This window comes from Mycobacterium sp. IS-1742 (assembly GCF_001500125.1).
GTDB lineage: Bacteria > Actinomycetota > Actinomycetes > Mycobacteriales > Mycobacteriaceae > Mycobacterium.
This window is the reverse complement of the sequence record NZ_LQIV01000007.1, coordinates 95,838-114,298: the sequence shown is the minus strand read 5'-3', so window position 1 is coordinate 114,298 and position 18,461 is coordinate 95,838. Positions and strand designations below refer to the sequence as shown.

General features: G+C 67.3%; 11 protein-coding genes. 8 read left to right on the top strand and 3 right to left on the bottom strand.

The window, feature by feature from the left end:
- Positions 1–184: 184 nt before the first annotated feature.
- Entirely contained in the window at positions 185–943 is a 759-nt protein-coding gene (locus AU196_RS06320; RefSeq protein WP_059094242.1) for a hypothetical protein, read from the bottom strand.
- 148 nt (positions 944–1,091) lie between these two features.
- Here AU196_RS06320 and AU196_RS06315 point away from each other — a divergent pair, with 148 nt between their 5' ends.
- Both AU196_RS06315 and AU196_RS06310 read left to right on the top strand, forming a co-directional pair.
- A complete protein-coding gene (locus AU196_RS06315; protein WP_059094241.1) occupies positions 1,092–2,405 on the top strand; it encodes a multidrug effflux MFS transporter in 1,314 nt (437 codons plus the stop codon).
- A gap of 88 nt (positions 2,406–2,493) precedes the next feature.
- Positions 2,494–4,335, top strand: coding sequence for an MFS transporter (locus tag AU196_RS06310; RefSeq protein WP_059094240.1), 1,842 nt, complete (start codon positions 2,494–2,496; stop codon positions 4,333–4,335).
- Here AU196_RS06310 and AU196_RS06305 read toward each other — a convergent pair.
- Positions 4,332–7,769, bottom strand: coding sequence for a TM0106 family RecB-like putative nuclease (locus AU196_RS06305; protein ID WP_059094239.1), 3,438 nt, complete (start codon positions 7,767–7,769; stop codon positions 4,332–4,334). The genes AU196_RS06310 and AU196_RS06305 overlap by 4 nt on opposite strands.
- A 725-nt stretch (positions 7,770–8,494) precedes the next feature.
- Here AU196_RS06305 and AU196_RS06300 point away from each other — a divergent pair.
- Positions 8,495–9,886 (top strand): WS/DGAT/MGAT family O-acyltransferase, encoded by a 1,392-nt coding sequence (locus AU196_RS06300; RefSeq protein WP_231737401.1) that lies wholly within the window; start codon positions 8,495–8,497, stop codon positions 9,884–9,886.
- 72 nt (positions 9,887–9,958) lie between these two features.
- Here the strand turns inward: AU196_RS06300 and AU196_RS06295 are convergent, their stop codons facing one another.
- Positions 9,959–10,705, bottom strand: a complete 747-nt coding sequence (locus AU196_RS06295; RefSeq protein WP_157546070.1) for an Emopamil-binding protein — start codon at positions 10,703–10,705, stop codon at positions 9,959–9,961.
- Between the two features lie 487 nt (positions 10,706–11,192).
- Between AU196_RS06295 and AU196_RS06290 the strand changes: the two genes are divergently transcribed.
- The 5 genes from AU196_RS06290 (at position 11,193) to AU196_RS06270 (ending at position 18,405) form a co-directional block, all read left to right on the top strand.
- On the top strand, positions 11,193–12,575 hold the full coding sequence (locus AU196_RS06290) for a cytochrome P450 (RefSeq protein ID WP_082695633.1): 1,383 nt from the start codon (positions 11,193–11,195) through the stop codon (positions 12,573–12,575).
- A 144-nt stretch (positions 12,576–12,719) separates the two neighbouring features.
- The gene (locus AU196_RS06285) at positions 12,720–13,580 is read left to right on the top strand and encodes a Coq4 family protein (RefSeq protein ID WP_059094236.1); all 861 of its coding nucleotides are present in this window, start codon (positions 12,720–12,722) and stop codon (positions 13,578–13,580) included.
- Positions 13,581–13,814: 234 nt separating this feature from the next.
- Positions 13,815–14,960: a 3-ketosteroid-9-alpha-monooxygenase, oxygenase component gene (locus tag AU196_RS06280; RefSeq protein ID WP_059094235.1), complete on the top strand. Its 1,146-nt coding sequence runs from the start codon at positions 13,815–13,817 to the stop codon at positions 14,958–14,960.
- 75 nt (positions 14,961–15,035) lie between these two features.
- Complete coding sequence (locus AU196_RS06275; RefSeq protein WP_059094234.1) at positions 15,036–16,130, top strand: NAD-dependent epimerase/dehydratase family protein; 1,095 nt, start codon at positions 15,036–15,038, stop codon at positions 16,128–16,130.
- Position 16,131: 1 nt separating this feature from the next.
- The gene (locus tag AU196_RS06270) at positions 16,132–18,405 is read left to right on the top strand and encodes an MMPL family transporter (RefSeq protein ID WP_059094233.1); all 2,274 of its coding nucleotides are present in this window, start codon (positions 16,132–16,134) and stop codon (positions 18,403–18,405) included.
- Positions 18,406–18,461 lie beyond the last annotated feature (56 nt).

The window sequence follows — 18,461 nt, the reverse complement described above, 5'->3', positions numbered from 1 at the left end:
TGAAGGTGAACTGCTCACGGCAGCTACTCGCCTCGATTCCGTCGTCTCAGGCGAGCATGGCAAGGATGCTCGCCGCTCATGTTCTGTTCCGCGGGTTACCCGCTTTGGCGCCGACTAAAGGCTAGCGCTCCGGCCAGCACCGGACCACGGCAATGCCGCCTTGGGCGGGTTGTGGTCGTAGTGGTCATGAATTCGGTTGCACCGACGGCAGGACGTGCAGTGTCGCCGGCCAGCGCGACGGCGGCGGCCCGAAGGCCGATCGGGCGTTCTCGATGATCTTCTTGCCCATCATCCGGTTGCCGACCCCGCCGACGACGGCGCCGATGCCGACCGGCAGCACCTTGCCGAACGCCAGCGCGCCGCGCTTGAGCGTGTAGCGCTTGACGAAGTACCGCAGCAGCCGCGAATTGAGCTGCGACACCGCGGGCAGCGGAAGCGTCGCCGCCCCTTCGCTGACCCACGCGCCACCGGTACGGCCACGGCCGAGGAGGTCGGCCACCGCCTGCTTGCTGTCCTCCCCGACGAGCACCGAGAGCACCAGCGCCCGGCGCCGCTCCCGTTCGTGGGCCGGGATGCCGTGCACCTCGGCGACCGCGAGGACGAACAGCGACGTCGCCTCCAGGAACACCACGGTCTCGCCGGCGACCGCCGACATCGCCGCGATCGTGCCGATCCCCGGCAGGGCCGCCGTGGAGCCCACCGCGGCGCCGCTGGTCATCACCGCGCCCATGTAGTGCTTCTCGAGCTTGCCGATGATCTCGGCCGGGGAGGCGCCGCGATCCCCGGCGCGGACCCGGTTCACGTACGCCTTCACCGCGGGCTCCTGCACCCGGGAACTGCGTTCGATGATCTGCGACAGCACCTTGGCCGCCGCGCCCGGTTTGTCCTCGGGGTCTCCGCCGGCGAGCGCCAGCTGTTTCTTGCGGTCCGATCGAGCGCTCATCGCGAGGCCTCCCTTACCGTGGCGCCTGACTTCCCAGGCTAACGCGAGGACAACGAACGACCACCGCCGCGGGGTGCCGGGTAGTGACTGCAGTCACTGTCGGGCGGTAAATGGAAGAAAATATCGACGCGACTCGCTGACCCTATCCATGGCAACATCCCCGCACGTGAACGTGACCCCCGCCCTCGGTGCGCCGGTGCCCGTCGCGCCGAGCCGGGCGCGGATGATCGTGGTGCTCGGCGCCCTGGTCGCGCTCGGTCCGCTCACGATCGACATGTATCTGCCTGCGCTGCCGCGCATCGCCGACGAACTGAACGTGTCCTCGTCGGTCGCGCAGCTCACGCTCACCGGCACCCTGGCGGGGCTGGCGCTCGGCCAGTTGGTGGTGGGTCCGCTGTCGGATTCGCTGGGGCGGCGGCGGCCGCTGATGGCCGGGATCGTGCTCCACATGCTGGCGTCGGTGCTGTGCATGCTGGCGCCCGACATCACCGTGCTCGGGGTCGCGCGCGGACTGCAGGGTATGGGCGCCGCCGCCGCCACGGTGGTGGCGATCGCGGTCGTGGGCGACCTGTTCGCGGGCAAGGCCGCGGCCACGGTGATGTCGCGGCTGATGCTCGTCCTCGGTGTCGCGCCGGTGCTGGCCCCGTCGCTCGGCGCGGCGGTGCTGTTGCACGCGTCGTGGCAGTGGGTGTTCGCTGCGCTCGTCGTGCTCGCAGGCGGGCTGCTCCTCGTGGCGGCGCTGGTGCTGCCGGAGACCCTGCCCGTGGCGCACCGCCGTCCGCTCAACGTCCGCGGCATCGCGGGCACGTACGCCTCGCTGCTGCGTGACCTGCGATTCGTCGTACTGGTCGTGGTGGCGGCGCTGGGCATGTCCGGGTTGTTCGCCTACATCGCCGGCGCGGCCTTCGTGCTGCAGGGTGACTACGGACTGGATCAGCAGACGTTCGCGCTGGTGTTCGGTGCGGGAGCGGTGGCGCTGATCGGCACCACCCAGTTCAACGTGGTGCTGCTGCGCCGGTTCTCGCCGCAGCAGATCATGGTGTGGGCGCTGGCCGTGGCATCCCTGGCCGGTGTCGTCTTCGTCGGTCTGACGCTCGCCCGCGCCGGCGGTCTGGCCGGATTCCTGGTGTCGGTGTGGGTGATCCTGGCCGCGATGGGGTTGGTGCTGCCGAACGCGCCCGCGGTCGCGCTGTCGCGCCACAACGAGGCCGCGGGCACCGCGGCAGCGCTGCTCGGCGCGGGGCAGTTCGGACTCGGCGCGGCGGTGGCACCGCTGGTCGGTGTGCTCGGCAACGACGAGTTCGCGCTCGCCCTGGTGATGACGGTCGGCACGGTCGTGGCGCTGGTCGCGCTGGTCGCGGTCGGTGTGCGCGGGACCGGCGCGGACCGGGAGCTCACCGACGAGGAACTCGACGGGGCCTTCGACGTGGCCCTGGACGAGGCCGCCGCCGAACCCGCCTGAGTGCCCGGCCGCCTGTGGACTTGTTTCGTCCGGGGCCGGGTACGTAGCGTCGGCTGGCTGCATCCTTCGATAGGCGAGTCGACCCGATATGTTCTCCACCCCTGAAGCCCGACCGGTGACCGGTGACCCATGGCCTGCGCTGTGGGCCATGATGGTCGGTTTCTTCATGATCCTGGTGGACGCGACGATCGTGGCGGTCGCCAACCCGGTGCTCATGGAGGAGCTGGGCGCCGACTACGACGCGGTGATCTGGGTGACCAGCGCGTACCTGCTGGCCTACGCGGTCCCGCTGCTGGTCGCGGGACGGCTGGGGGACCGGTTCGGACCCAAGAACGTCTACCTGCTCGGTCTGGCCGTCTTCACCGCCGCCTCCCTGTGGTGCGGGCTGGCCGGATCCATCGACACGCTGATCGCCGCGCGGGTCGTCCAGGGCGTCGGCGCGGCCCTGTTGACCCCGCAGACCCTGTCGACCATCACCCGGATCTTCCCGCCCGAGCGCCGCGGGGTGGCGATGAGCGTCTGGGGCGCGACGGCCGGGGTGGCCACGCTGGTGGGGCCGCTGGCGGGCGGCGTCCTGGTGGACAGCCTCGGATGGCAGTGGATTTTCTTCGTCAATGTGCCGGTCGGGCTGGCGGGTCTGGCGCTGGCGTTCTGGCGGGTGCCCGCACTGCCCACCACCGCGCACCGGTTCGATCTGCTCGGGGTGCTGCTGTCGGGCGTCGGCATGTTCGCGATCGTCTTCGGACTTCAGGAGGGGCAGTCCCACGACTGGCAGCCCTGGATCTGGGCGGTCATCCTGGCGGGCGTCGCGGTGATGGCGGGCTTCGTCTACTGGCAGTCGGTCAACCCGCACGAACCGCTGATCCCGCTGCGGATCTTCGGTGACCGCGACTTCTCACTGTCCAGCTTCGGCGTGGCCGTGATCGGGTTCGTGGTGACGGGCATGATCGTGCCCGTCATGTTCTACGCCCAGGCGGTGTGCGGACTGACACCAACCGAATCGGCGCTGTTGACCGCGCCGATGGCGATCGCCACCGGAGTGCTGGCGCCCATGGTGGGGCGCATCGTCGACCGCGCCCACCCGCGCCCGATCATCGGGTTCGGATTCTCGGCGCTGGCGATCGCGCTGACCTGGCTGTCGGTCGAGATGGCCCCGGACACGCCGATCTGGCGGTTGGTGCTGCCGTTCCTCGTCATGGGCATCGGCATGGCGTTCATCTGGTCACCGCTGGCGGCCACCGCGACACGCAACCAGCCGGCGGATCTCGCCGGCGCGGGGTCGGGGGTCTACAACACGACGCGCCAGGTCGGATCGGTGCTGGGCAGCGCGAGCATGGCGGCGTTCATGACGTCGCGGATCAGTGCGGAGATGCCGTGGGCGACGGGCGCGGCTCCACGGGGGGAGGGCGCGGTCTCCGCGCTGCCGGCGTTCCTGCAGGCGCCGTTCGCCGCGGCGATGTCGCAGTCGCTGCTGCTGTCGGCGTTCGTGGCGCTGATCGGGGTGGTCGCGGCGATCTTCCTGCGCGGATTCGGTGACCGTCCCGCGCCGGTTCCCGCGGTGCCGGTGGCGAGGGCCGAACCGCAGGACGGCTGTCCCGACGGCGATGTCGATGACGATGACTATCTCGAGTATGCGGTCAGCTGGGACGATCTGCAGTTCACCGAACCGATCACGCCGCGTCCGGACGTGGGCGCCGACGACAGCGTCACCCAGCCGCTCGTCGCTCCGGCGCCGCGCCTGTCCGTGCCTCCCGGCGAGGATCCGTGGCGTCGCGTCCTCGACGAACTGCTGCCGGAGGTCCCGCCGCGGCCCCCGGTCGACCCGGCGAACGGGAGGCGGCGCCGCTATCGCGAGGAGGGCGACGGCCGGCCGGAGTGGCTGCGTACGGGGCCCGAGCAGTCGCGGGGCCGCCATTCGCGCGGGGACTAGGTGGCGCCGTGACCCGTCAACGACAGGAACGCCCCGAGTTCCACCAGCCCCTTCGGCGTGGCGGGCAGGTACTCGGTGAGCGCCTCCGACCGCACGATCACCGCCGCGTACTTGGCCCGGCTGATCGCCACGTTGAGGCGGTTGCGGTTGAGCAGGAACGAGATCCCGCGCGGCACGTCGTCGATGGACGAGGCGACCATCGAGATGAACACCACCGGCGCCTGCTGACCCTGGAACTTGTCGACAGTGCCCACCCGCACACCGGCCAGCCCCGCCGCGTCGAGGCGCTGCCGCAGCAGCACCACCTGCGCGTTGTACGGCGTCACCACCATCACGTCGCCCTCGGTGAGCGGCCGCGGCCCGTCCTCGTCGGTCCACACCGCGTTCAGCAGCGGGCGGATCCGCTCGACGATCGCGTCGGCCTCCTCCGGGCTCTCGGTCGCGTTGCCGTCGTGCGGGACGGCCACCTCGTGCACGCCGGGTGACCAGCCCTGGAGGGTGCGCGCCGCGGTGACCGCGTCGAACGACTGCAGTCGGCCGTCGTAGGACAGCCGCGACACCGCCGCGCACACCTGCGGGTGCATCCGGTACGACACGTCGAGGAAGTAGCCGCGTTCGGCGGGCAGCGTGTGCGCGCCGTCGACCAGCCAGCCGAGCGCGGAGGTGTCGACCGGTTCGGGATGCGTGCCCTGACTGACCTGCGGCAGCTGCTGCGGGTCGCCGAGCAGCAGCAGGTTCGCCGCGGCCGGCGCGACGGCGATCGTGTTGGCCAGGCAGAACTGCCCGGCCTCCTCGATGACGAGCAGGTCGAGGCAGCCGCGGGGGATCCGGTTGCCGTTGGCGAAATCCCACGCGGTGCCCCCGACGACGCAGCCGTCGTTGTCGCTGACGAACGCCGGGAACTGCGCCTCGTCGAGCACGGTCCAGCACGCGTCGTCGCCGTGCCGCTTCTTGGCCACCCGCGCCGCGTCCACTCCCGCGCCGATGATCCCGCGGAACAGGTTCTCCACCACCGCGTGGGACTGCGCCACCACCCCGATCCGCCAGCCGTGGGTGCCGACCAGCGTCGCGATGATCGCCGCCGCGGTGAACGTCTTGCCGGTCCCCGGCGGGCCGTGCACGGCCAGGTACGACGAGTCGAGGTCGAGCAGTGCGGCGGTGATCGCCGCCGGGGTGTCCGGCCCGGTGGGCAGCGGGCGGCCGCTGCGGGTGCGGGGCGGACGGCGCAGCAGGATGTCGGTGACGGCGGTGGCGGGTAGCCGCGGCAGGCTGTCGGCCACTTCGGCGGCCGTCGCCTCGATCGACTCGCGCAGCGCGGTCGTGCGGATCGGCGGGCCCGGCGTCAGCGCGAACGGCAGCTGGTCGAACACCCCGCCGTCGCGGGGGGTGCGCTCGACGATGACGACCTCGGTGGGTGCGTCGGCGTCGTCGTACTCGACGACGGTGGCGCTACCCGCGGCCCGCCGGTCCGGATCGTCGCCGAGCCCGGCCGGGGCGGGCGGCTCGTACAGGGCGTGCATCTCGCGGCTGAGCCCGCCCGCGGCCATCGCGCCGGTCAGCCGGACACGGCGCTGCGGTTTGCGGGCCCGCGGCGGCGTGTGCCAGTCCGTGTCGACCTGCGCGCCGTCGGTGTCGACGAGGAAGACGTCGGTGCTGTCGGCCCACTCGTCGACGGGGTTGTTGAGCCGGTCGAAGTGCGACCACCAGAACGGTTTGTCCTCGCGGCGGTGGTAGCCGCGGGCGGCCGCGACCATCGCCACGGCCGACTGTTCCGGGGTGCGGCCCTCCAGTTCGTCACCCGCGTAGCGGCACAGCGCGCGGTCCAGGGCGTCGACGGCTTCGGGTTCGGCGCCGTCGCGGACCGGCTGCGGCCCGCGCGGTGGCACCTCGCAGTCGATGGCCCGGCACACCAGCCAGTCCCGCAGCTTGCGCGTCGAGGTGCAGTCGTACCGGTTGTAGTCCTCGATCTCCTTCAGGACACCCGCCGCCTCGTCGTCGCGTCCCGCGGCGCGCAGCTCGCAGTACTCGGCGTACTGCGTGATCGATGCGGCGGCCGTCGTCACATCGCCGGTGCGGAGTTGGCCACCCATGTACAGCGGTTCGAGCGATTTGAGGCTGTAGTTCTCGGTGCCGATGCGAAAGCTCTTGCGCACCAACGGGTACAGGTCGACCAACACACCGCTGCGCAGCAGGTCGTCGACCGCCTCCTCGCCGACGCCGTAGCGCCCCGCGAGCCGCAGCAGCGCCGTCTTCTCATAGGCGGCGTAGTGGTAGATGTGCATGTTCGGGTGGCGTCTGCGCCGTTTGCGCACGAACTCGAGGAAGCCCTCGAGCGCCGTGCGTTCCTGTGGGCGGTCGTGCGCCCACAGCGGATGGAACCCGTCAGCGGTGTCGAGCACGCCGAACAGGTACTCCAGCCCCCACTCGTGGCCGTCGTCGGTCCACAGCGGGTCGCCCTCGAAGTCGAAGAACAGGTCACCCTTGTCGGGTTCGGGGAGCAGCATCAGGGGCTGCGGATCGGCCACCTCGTAGGGCGGTTTCCCGTCGACGCGCGGCGCGGTCTGCAGCCGGGCCTGCGCGCTCAGCGCTGCGACCGTGCGCGCGGCCAGTTCCGGCACCGGCCCGCGGTGTGCGGCGAGCTCGGCGACGGTGGTGATCCCCGCGTCGAGGAACCGGGCCCGCTGGCTCACCCGCATCCCCGCGACCAGCAGCAGATCGTCTTGGGCGCGCACCTCGATGCTGCACTCCGGGCAGCGGAAACACGCGCGGACGTGCTCATCCTCCCAGCGCACCGGGACACCGCCGGCCAGATGGTCGTCGAGCAGGCGCTGCAGCGCGTCCCTGCGCGGCCGGTACACCGGCAGCAGCTCCTCGAGCGGATACCTGGCGGTGGCCCCGTCACCGAGGACGAGCTCCACCTCGTCGGCGACCGGCACGCCCGCCGCGGTCAGGGCCTCGGCGTAGGCGGCCAGCTGCAGCAGTGCCTCGACCTTCACCGAGCGCGCCAGCTTGGTGTCGCGCAGCAGGTACCGGTCGCCCTCGAGGACCAGGAAGTCGGCGAAGCCGGCGAACCGGCCGTCGAACATCGCGGCCTGGTAGATCACCGGGGCACGCCTGGCGACGGCGCGGGTGGTGGCCTCGGCGGCCGCGGCCAGCCCGGCGACGGTGTAGGGCGGCCTGCCGATGACGGTGACGTTGTGGTCGCCGTCGGCCCGCAGCGCCTCGAGGTGGCGCTTCTCGTGGTCGTCGCCGAGGTCGGCGGTGCGGGCCAGCAGCTCGTCCTCGGCGGCCACCGCCGGACCCCACCCGAGCCGGGCGTCGAAGGAGCGCAGCAGCGCGTACTCGCAGCGGGCGGCCGCGGCGAGATCGGATGCGCTGTAGATGACCCTGCTGTGTGCGGCGTCGTCGTGCGCCCCAACTGATTCGACGAACACGCCAGCCACTCTAGGGCAGCGGTCCGACAGCCGGCCTCGACCTTTCGTGAGGATGGCGTGGTGAGGGGCGTGTGATGCACGGTGGTGCCTGTCCTGCTCGGAAGGCGCTCCGTCGGTGAAGCGTGGCCGGTGCGGCAGGTTTCGGGTCGAGGCAGGTGGTGAGTCGCTGATTTCGTCGACTGGTGGGTCGCTGCTGTCGCAGACGGCACATAGGCGGTTCTGGATCCGGCGACGGCGATCGCTCTCGGTGATGACTGGCAGACGTGGCGCCGGTGCGGGCTTCGACGCCATGGGCGATGCGCTACGTTGACCGCTGCGCACGCGGAGAACGAGGACGCAGCCCCGAACGTCAAGCGTGCGTTCGGGTTCCACCTGATGATGGCGTGATGACACCGGCGTGGGCAGGGAGGAACGGACACCCACGTCAGCAGCTCGAGCGGTGGGCGATGTCCGCGATCGGCAGACGCTGACGGCGACTTCCCCTGCCTCGCAATATTGTTCGAGCCATCGCGGCTGACCGTCGGGGAGAGATGGGGTACGGGCAACCTTGTGTTCGGCCGACGACCGTGCTTGACTTTCCCGTAGGAGCGCGGTTGACGGATGTCCGATGATGTGTAACCCCGGCGGTGGTGCATGAACGTACGTGATTGTGCAGCAGGACCAATGCAACAAGAGATGCCGTCCGCTGATGTCCGGCCGGAACCCCGCGGTGGGGTACTGCCGCGATGATCCACCGTCTCAGTGGCTTTGATACCGCATTTCTGTTGCTGGAAGGTCCCTCTCAGCCGATCCACCAGTGTTCGCTCGCGGAGTTGGACGTCTCTGCGGTGCCGGGCGGATACAGCTTCGAAGCCTTCCGGGACAGACTGGCCGCCCGCGCCGACGCTCTGCCCGAGTTCCGCGCAAAGCTGGCGAACACCACTCTGAACCTGGGCACCCCGGCCTGGGTGGAGGATCCCGACTTCGACATCGATCACCATGTGCACCGCATCGACGTACCGGCGCCCGGCGGGTACGCCGAATTATGTGAAATTTCAAGAAAACTCGCCACCGAGCAGATGGACCGCCGCCGGCCTATGTGGGATATCTGGTTCATCGAGGGCCTCGATGGTGTCGACCCCGGAACCAGTGGCCGCGTCGCGGCGATCATTCGGACACATCACGTATTCGCCGACGGCGTGACGTCCGGGAACCTGTGGGCGCAGCTGTATGCCGATGCCGACGCGGCACCGTCGAGTCGTGTCGACGGATTCGGAACGTTCACCCCTGGACAGATCGCCCTGGACGGCCTCAAGCAGGTGGCCCGGCGGCCGTGGTTCTTCCTCAGTCACGTGCTGCCCGCAACTATCGGCGGCATCGTGAAAACCATCCGGCGCATGGATCTGGGACAGGTGATGTCCAGTCCGTTCGCCGCGCCGCCCACTCCCTTCAACGGGGACGTCAGCCCTCAGCGCACGGTCGCCTACGCGCAGCTCGACCTGACGGAGGTGGAGGCGATCAAGGCCAAGTTCGGGGTCAAGGTCAACGACGTCATGATGGCCTTGGTATCGGGAACACTGCGCCGTTACCTCGAGCGGCGGACCGCGTTGCCCGAGAGGGCGCTGATCGCCATCATGCCGATCTCGATCTACGACGAAAGTCGGCCGAGCCGCAACCAGTTCACGTCGGTCTTTTCCAGCCTGCACACCGACATCGCCGATCCTGTGCAGCGGCTCAAGGCCATCGCCCATGCCAACTCAGTTGCCAAGGATCACAGCTCGGCCATCGGCTCCACGTTGATGTCCGATTGGACCGAGTGCATACCCACGCTGTACCGGACACTGGTGCGGCTCTACGCGTGGTCCGGGATCGGCAAGCGTCAACCCATGTTCAATCTGTCGTTCTCCAACGTCCGAGGTTTCCAGGAGCACATCCTGGGTGCCCCCATCCTCACGAACTTTCCCTTCGGCCCGGTGCTCAGCGGTGTCGGTCTGAACATCACCGCCTCGACACTGAACGACCACATCGGCTTTGGTTTCGTCGCTTGCCCGCGGCTGACGCCCGAGATCTCGGATCTGGCCGACGGCATTGCCGTGGCGATGCGGGAGTTGCGAGATGCCGAGGAGCATGCGGCCTGAAGAAAGCGCGGAGGTTCGGCGCTGCACGGCGTGATCCGGATGCGTAGCCGACCTGATGATTCGACGTGACCGTCAACCTGGGGCCGTCGTCAGGTCTGAAGTCGTGGACGACGCCGGGATGCCCTCGAGGGGACTGCTGATCCGGTACAGGTAAGCGAGCTGCTTCACGATGAACGGGAGGCTGATGAGTGGTCCGACCAGCCACGGAGTGTTCATGAACACGAACTTCAGCGTGAATCCCCAGACGCCCTGCTCGAGGTGCTCGAAGCCTGCCCGAAGCTCGGAGACGTAGTAGATGCCGAAGGCTGTCAGGTTGTTGACCAAGGCGAAACAGCACCACCACAGCGCGTTGATGCGTTTGGCGGTGTCGTTCTTCGCGGTCAGTAACCTCACCCACTGGATGACCAGAACGATGCCGCCGAGCACGACGAACGTTTCCACGCCGTAGAGACCCGGATCGCTGGTGAGGTATCGGGTGTCGGCGGCGCCGTAGATCCACCACATCCATCCCCAGCGGTCTTGCTCGGTGAGGTTCATCAGTCCGAACGCGTCTCCGATCAGCCACACCAGTTCCCAGAAGAGCTCGCTGGACGCTGTGATCGGAAACCACAGGAGCATGAACTCGTTGGACTTCTCCAACGTCGTGCGGTTCTCACCCGGGGCGTCCCACCACGCTGCCGCCATCATGACGAATAGCGGAACGCATAGGGCAGGGCCCGCGATGAAGCCGGTCGGCTCCATCGGCCATACCCCGATACCGACCAGCGTGACCGGTACGACAGCAAGAAAGAAACCTGCTACCGAGCTGCCGATGTACACCTTCCGGCGCTGGGGTGCCCACGGGCGAGTGAAGTCATGGCGTGCAGAATTCACGCGCGTCCCTTCAGAACACTGGAGTCCATTCGGCGTGTCCCAAGGGGTGTACGCCTTCAAGGATGATTACATCGCAGCCCCACGCCGTCTACAGATTCTTGAAAACGCAACGGATGTACTCGCGGCGTGGCTGCCGGCCCTGGCAACCCGTGGCCCAATTGACCTGGCAAGCAATGAACTTGGTGCGCCTCCGTTCCTCATTGAAACTACGAAGCTGTCAATTTCGCTTGCATGCTCCGTCACGTCACCCGGCACTTCGGCTGAGCGCCTTGCTTATTCACCGAGACCTGCCCCTGTGGACACGAATCGCATTGCCCAGCAGCGTGTCTCGTGAGCAAAGCCGCGACGGCCTTGACACCTGCGGCAACATGTGTAACCTCTCCGAAAGGCGGGCGGCGCTGCCGTCCGTGGGGAGATTTCCGAGGTCGGGTCGATGAAAGCACCCTTGGGTCGAAATTCTGAGGCCCCAGTAGGCCGAACGGAGCCGGGGCGTCCCCCCGGTCCCAACCTTGCTCAACTCACCATGCTGGCCGCGTCCCACCACAAGGACGTCTACGGTTTCCTGCCCGCGATCGCGCGTCGCCACGGCGACGTGGTGAACCTACCCGTCCCACTGCTGGGATGGACGATGACGCTGCTGAGCCATCCAGACCACGTCGACCATGTCATGACCCGTCACCACGGCCGCTACGACCGCCACTACCTGACCGGTGACCTCGTCGTCGGCGAGCCTGACGTGATGCCCGTGCTGGAGGGCGAGGCGTGGCGACGGTGGCGCCAGTCGCTCAATCCCTTCTTCACCGAAAACGCTTTGTCGCGACTGAGTGAAGCCATGGCGGCCGCGGTGGCCGCCGGCATGGACGGCTGGCAGAGATATACCGCCACCGGACAGTGGATCGACCTGGAACACGAGCTCGGCACAGTGGTCATGGATGCACTGATGCGCTCGATGTTCAGCACCACGTTGGACCCCGACACCATGGACCGCTATGTCGGCGCCGCTCGCGACCTCGGCACGTACACCATCGCCCGCGCGCTGATGTCGACGTTTCCGAAATTCGTGCCCCGACCGCACCGACGACGTGGCGAGGCGGCTCAACGCCTGCTGCTGGCCGAACTCGACCGGGTCATCGCTCGACGCATGGAGGACGGACCGCGTGCGCCGGCGGATGTGCTCGACGCATTGATGGGCATGTCGTTCGAGGGATCTCCGCAACACCGGTATCGCAGGCTGCGTACGGAGGTTTCGTCTCTGGTGTTCGCCGGCTTCGAAACCACCGCCCAATCGGTGTCCTGGACCATCGCCCTGCTGCACGACAATCCGACGGCACTCGCCGAGGCCTACACCGAGGTCGACGCACTGGGCGGCGCACCGGTCGAGTACTCGCATCTGGGACGGCTGCCGTACCTACGGGCATGCTTCGATGAGGCCCTGCGAATTCAAGCCTCTCCAGGCCTTATTCGTACGGCCAATCAGGATGACGAGATCGGTGGATACCTCATCCCCAAGGGCTCCCATGTGCTGGTGTCCCCTTACGGTCTTCATCACGACGCGCGGTTCTGGACACGGCCTGAGAGGTACGAGCCGAGCCGGTTCCTCACCGACAAGATCAATCGCAACGCCTACATCCCGTTCAACACCGGACCGCGTAAATGTATGGGCTGGCGAATGGCTTACATCGACGGGCTGATGACCTTGACCGCCATCCTGCAGCGCTACCGGTTCGAGACCCGCCCCGGATGGACGCCCAAACCCAAGCTCCGCATATCGGCCGGACTGGTCGGCGGACTGCCTGTACGCCTGGAGAACCGATGAGCACCGGTATCCGGCCATGTCCTCGCTCCTGGCCTGATCGGGCCGGATGTAACGCTGCTCAGGACACGAGTGCTCAACCGCGCCACCACAGTGAGAGACCCACTCTGCAGGACAACGATGCTCGCACTTTCCGGAGGTAACCCCATGTCCGCCAACGCTCCACGATTCACCGGTTACACGCGACCCGATGGCGTCGTACCCACCGCGCGGTCCTGGCGCACGATCCTCCGTTACTGGGAAGGTTTCACCTTCACCGGCCACGGTGCGTACGAGTACCTCCTCGACAAGGTGAAGTTCGGCAATTCGCGGATGTACGAGACCTTCCTGGAGATGTACACGCCCTCGCTGTCGCGGATGTTCGACCAGTCGCGCGCCCATCCCTATGGCCGCCAGGTGATCCGCGACAAGCCGGACCTTCTGGCCCTCCTCAGCGACGACGACTACCTGGCGTCTCTGCCCGTGGGCTCTCTCGGCCACGCGTACCGCTCGTTTCTGACGACAAATCGCCTCGACGCCGGGGTGTTCGACGAAGCCACCGTCATTCGGCCGCTCGCCGAGTCGCGCAACTGGCATGAAGATTTCTACTACTTCGTCGTGCGCTACACCGTGATGCACGACCTCCTCCATGTCGTCACCGGATATGGGGCCGACATGCCCGGGGAGATCCTCGCCATCGGATTCCAGGCGGGCCAGTCCGAACCCGCTGGACCGTTCGGGAAGATCGGCTACGCCTTGGCAGCGTGGGTGCCCGGTGCTTCCCTGCGGCACAAGCTGCGCGCCTATCGGGAAGCGGTCGAACGGGGCCGTCGGGCTGACCGGCTGTCGGCCACCCCATGGGAAGAACTACTCGACGAGCCACTCGAGGATGTCAGGTCGCAACTCGGCATCGCTCCGGTGAGGGCGGCACACCCGCATGGCATTTGGTTCACGACGTGGACGCCTCCGCGTATGCCGCCTCCGACGCGATGGGACTACGAGGAGATTCTCGCCCGAGAGTCCGCCTGACGCAGGACATGCCGCACCTGCCCCCGAATCACCGTGGTGCGCTGTATCAAATACCGCACGCCGGTGGCGCTGCGCGCACCCTCAAGTCTTGTCGAAAAGCCGGGCGAGAAGGGTGATTTCATTTCATTGCGATCGGCCGGTCCGCATGCTTTACTGAGCCAGCGCTGTGCGGCTGCCCAGCTTTGGGTGTGGCCTCTCGAGCGGCATTCCACGAACGAAATTCGGCGGTGCAACATGCAGCAGGTTCGCGAGATCGAAGTCGGCGCGATTCCCACGCGATTCGCCCGTGGCTGGCACTGCCTTGGCACCGAACGCCAATTCCGAGACGGACAGCCCCACGCCATAGAGGCGTTCGGCACGAAACTCGTGGTGTTCGCGGACAGTCAGGGAGTCCTGCGGGTACTCGACGCGTACTGTCGGCACATGGGCGGCGATCTGAGCCGCGGAAGTATCAAGGGTGACTCCGTCGCCTGTCCGTTTCACGACTGGCGATGGAACGGCGACGGCCGCTGCTCGCTCGTGCCGTATGCCAAGAGGACTCCCAGACGCGCACGGACTCGGTCGTGGATCACATGCCAACAGAACGGTCTCTTGTTCGTGTGGCACGACCACGAGGGCAACCCACCCTCGGACGACGTGGCCATCCCTCGAATCGACGACGTGTTCAGTGACCGATGGACTGATTGGGCAGTCAAGCAATGGCGTATCGATCGGTCGCACAGTCGTGAAATCGTCGACAACCTCGCGGACACCGCTCACTTCTTCTATGTGCACGATGGATTCCCGACGTCGTTCAGGAATGTGTTCGAAGGCCACACCGCAAGCCAGTATCTGACCAACCGTGGCCGCGCCGACACGGAGTTGGGCCCTGAGTTCGGCAGATCGCTTCTGAAGACGGAATCGACGTACTACGGCCCTGCCTACGTGGTGACCTATCTGCACAACAGCTACGGCGAGCTTCGTACCGAGGCGATTCTCATCGCGTTCCACTACCCCGTGGACGAGGACTCCTTCATGTTGCACAACGCCGTCTCCGTGCAGAAGCCGGATGGGCTCGACCCTGCCACGACGGACAAACTCGCCCGCATGGTGGCCGACGGCGTGATGGCCGGTTTCGAGCAGGACGTCGAGATCTTCCAGCACAAAGCCAAGATCGACAACCCGTTGCTCTGCGACGAGGACGGACCCATCTACCAACTGCGGCGATGGTACGAGCAGTTCTACGTCGACGCCGCCGACGTCACGCCGGACATGACGGCGCGCGTCGAATTCGAGGTCAACACCGACTATTCGGTATCGGTGTGGACCCGCGAAGTGGAGGAGAACGTAGCGATCCTGCAATCCCACCGCGCCGCAGCCACTTCCGCTCCGACCACATGACCGGCAAGCACCACAGTCGATTGAGCGACGGTGCGCACACACATCATCCACTGAACCACGCCGACTGCGTTGGCAATGCGACACACATCGACTGACGGCCCCAGTTCCGGTTCGGTCCTGGTCACCGGTGCCTTCGGGCTGATCGGGTCGCGGACGGTGAGACAGCTGGCCAGGGACGGCCGACACGTCATCGCGACTGGTCGTCCGTCTTCGGTGAACCGGAAGGTGGCCCGCACCCTGCCGTCCGGTGCGGAGGTCCGCTGGGCTGACCTCACCCGACCTGGAGAACCTGAGCGCCTCGTCGCCGAGACCTCGCCGACCACGATCATCCACCTCGCCGGTGCGACGCCGCCCCGGATGTACCGAAACCCCGACGCCGCAAGGAAGATCAACGTCGATGCCACGGCCGCCCTGGTGCGGGCTGCGACGGACCTACCGCATCGTCTGCGGTTCGTGCACGCATCCACTGCCGCTGTGTACGGCGTGCGTAATCCCCACCACTGCAGCGAAATTCTGCACGTTGACACCCCGACCACGCCGTTCGACGTCTACGGCGCGCAGAATCTGCAGGCAGAGGCGCACGTCCGGTCATCCAACCTCGATTGGGTGATCCTGCGACTCGGGGCAGTGCTCAAGGTCGATCCACCCGACGGGTCCTTCGACCCCGACGCCCTGTACTTCGACAGCGCACTGCCCACCGATGGCCGCGCGCACCTCATTGACCTGCGCGACGCCGCAACGGCATTCGCCAATGCCGTGACCGCCGATGTCACGGGCGATACCTTGCTGGTGGCAGGTGACGACTCACTCAGGCTGCAGCAAGGCGAAATCGGCGCCACCGTCTCGGCGGCATGCGGCTTCGCCACAGCGCTGCCGGTCGGCCGACCCGGTGACCCGTCCAGCGCTGACGACTGGTTCACCCTGGACTGGATGGATACCCGCGAAGCGCAGCGGAAGCTGTCCTTTCAGCATCACCGTTGGCCGGACATGCTCGCCGAAGTGCGCGAGTACATCGGGTGGCGAAGACATCCGCTGCGGCTCACGGTCCCCATCGCCAGGGCGCTACTGAAGCGGCACGCCGCATACCGATCTGATCCGCCCGGCGCGTACGCGCGTCCCTGGCAGGCCATGAGGGTCAAGTTCGGTGAGCCGGTCGCGAAGGGGAACTGAGATGCTTCAACGCCTCGCGGGATTGGCGATTGCCGCCCCCCGACGGATCCTCGTCACCGCCGTGCTGATCATGATGGGGCTTGGCATCTACTCGGCATCGGTCACCGAAAGCCTCACCGCCGGTGGCGGATACGACCCCACCTCGGAGTCGGCCACAGCCGACGCACTACTGGCCGAGAAGTTCGGGCGCAGCCCGTGGCAATTGCTCATCACCCTCACCGTCCCCACGCCCGACGACATACTCGAGGCCCCCGCCCGCGAGGTGGGCACCGACATCGTCGATCGATTGACCCGATCACCGCGCGTCAGCAGCGTCGTATCACCGTGGACGTCACCGCCCGAGGCTTCCGCGAGGCTCCTCAGCACAGATGGCACCTCAGGACTGATCGTCGCCAGCATCGAAGGAACCGAAGACACCGCATCGGCTGATGCGAAGGCGCTGTCCGAGGGGGTGGTTGGGGACCGAGACGGGGTGCAGGTACGTGCTGGTGGGGTGACGATGTTCGCGTCGCAGATGAGCGAACAGACGACCCGCGACCTCATGGTGATGGAGTCGATCGCCATCCCGCTGAGCTTTCTGGTGCTGGTGTGGGTGTTCGGCGGCCTCGTGGCGGCCGCGTTACCCGTGGCGGTGGGAATGATGGCGATCGTCGGCTCGATGGCCGCACTGAAGGTGATCGCGCTCAGCACCGACGTGTCGCTGTTCGCGCTCAATCTCTGTGCCGGCCTGGGGTTCGCGCTGGCCGTCGACTACACCCTGCTGATCGTCAGTCGTTTTCGCGACGAGTTGTCGGAAGGGGCCGCGCGCCGCGAGGCGATCTGCACGACGTTGGCGACCGCCGGCCGAACGGTGCTCTACTCGGCCGCCACGGTCGCGCTCTCGCTCGGGGCGATGCTTCTTTTTCCGACGAGCATGCTGAGGTCGCTCGCCTACGCCGGCATAGCGGCGGTCGGGTTCGCGGCGTTGGCCGCGGTCACGGTAGCGCCGGCCGCGATTGTGGTACTCGGGGATCGTCTGAACTCGCTGGACGTTCGACGGATCGGGCACCGGATGCTGCATCGGCGAGTTCCGCCTCCTCGCGCCATCGAGCATCACACCCTTTACCGCTCGACGAAATTCGTCATGCGGCATCGGATTGTGAGCGGAGTTGGCGTACTGCTCCTTCTGGCGGTGCTCGTGGCACCGTTCGCCGGTATCACGTTGGGAATCCCCGATGATCGGATGCTGCCACCCTCCTCATCGGCGAGACAGGTTGGTGACCAGCTGCGGTCGATCTACGCCAGCGACGAGGCCTCGGCGATCACGGTGGTCATCCCCGATGCGGACGGCCTGGCCGTCGCCGACCTGGACCGATACGCCACAGAGTTGTCCCGGGTCGTCGACGTGTCGAGCGTGTCGTCGCCGGGCGGCACATACGTCGGCGGCGCCTGGGCGGGGCCGCCATCTGCTGCCACCGATGTCGCCAAAGGCAGTGCGTACCTGACTGTCAACAGTAGTGCGCCGACGCTGTCTGCGAGGTCGCAGACACAGCTGGACCGGCTGCACGAGGTCGCAGGGCCGGCGGGAAGGGCCACACTCTTCACCGGATTCGCTCAAGGCAACCGTGACAACGTCAGGTCGGTGATGACCCCGCTGCCCTGGGTGCTCGCTGCCATGGCGGTTGCCGTGTTCGTGCTCTTGTTCCTCCTGAGCGGAAGCGTGGTCGTGCCGATCAAGGCCATCGTGCTCAGTGTGCTGTCGCTGACCGCGACGTTCGGTGCGTTGGTGTGGGTCTTCCAGGACGGCCACCTTCATGCACTCGGAACGACGGCCACCGGAACCCTCTCCACGTTTCTGCCATTGCCCCTGTTCTGCTTCGCCTTCGCGCTGTCGATGGACTACGAGGTCTTCCTGGTCGCCAGGATCCGGGAGCACTGGCTGAAATCCGGCCGCACCAAGGTCGACAACGAAGAGAGTGTGGCGCTCGGCCTGGCACGAAGCGGCCGGGTCGTCACCGCTGCGGCGCTATTGATGGCGATTCCCTTCGCCGCGCAGATCGGTGGACAGGTGTCCTTGATAAGGATGTTCGGCGTAGGACTCACGCTGGCGCTCCTGCTGGACGCAACCCTGATCCGCATGGTGCTGCTGCCGGTGTTCATGCAGGTTCTCGGCAGATGGAACTGGTGGGCACCCGCACCATTGGCGCGACTACACCAGCGAATGGAACCCGCAAGCCAGGGTCCGTCGGGGTCGCAGATAACTGCGAGAGTAGGTGATCGCGCCGTGCCTCCCTGACGGCGCAGCAGCGCATCGCATCGGTCACCGCACTCGGGGCATCGCCCCTGCGGCCC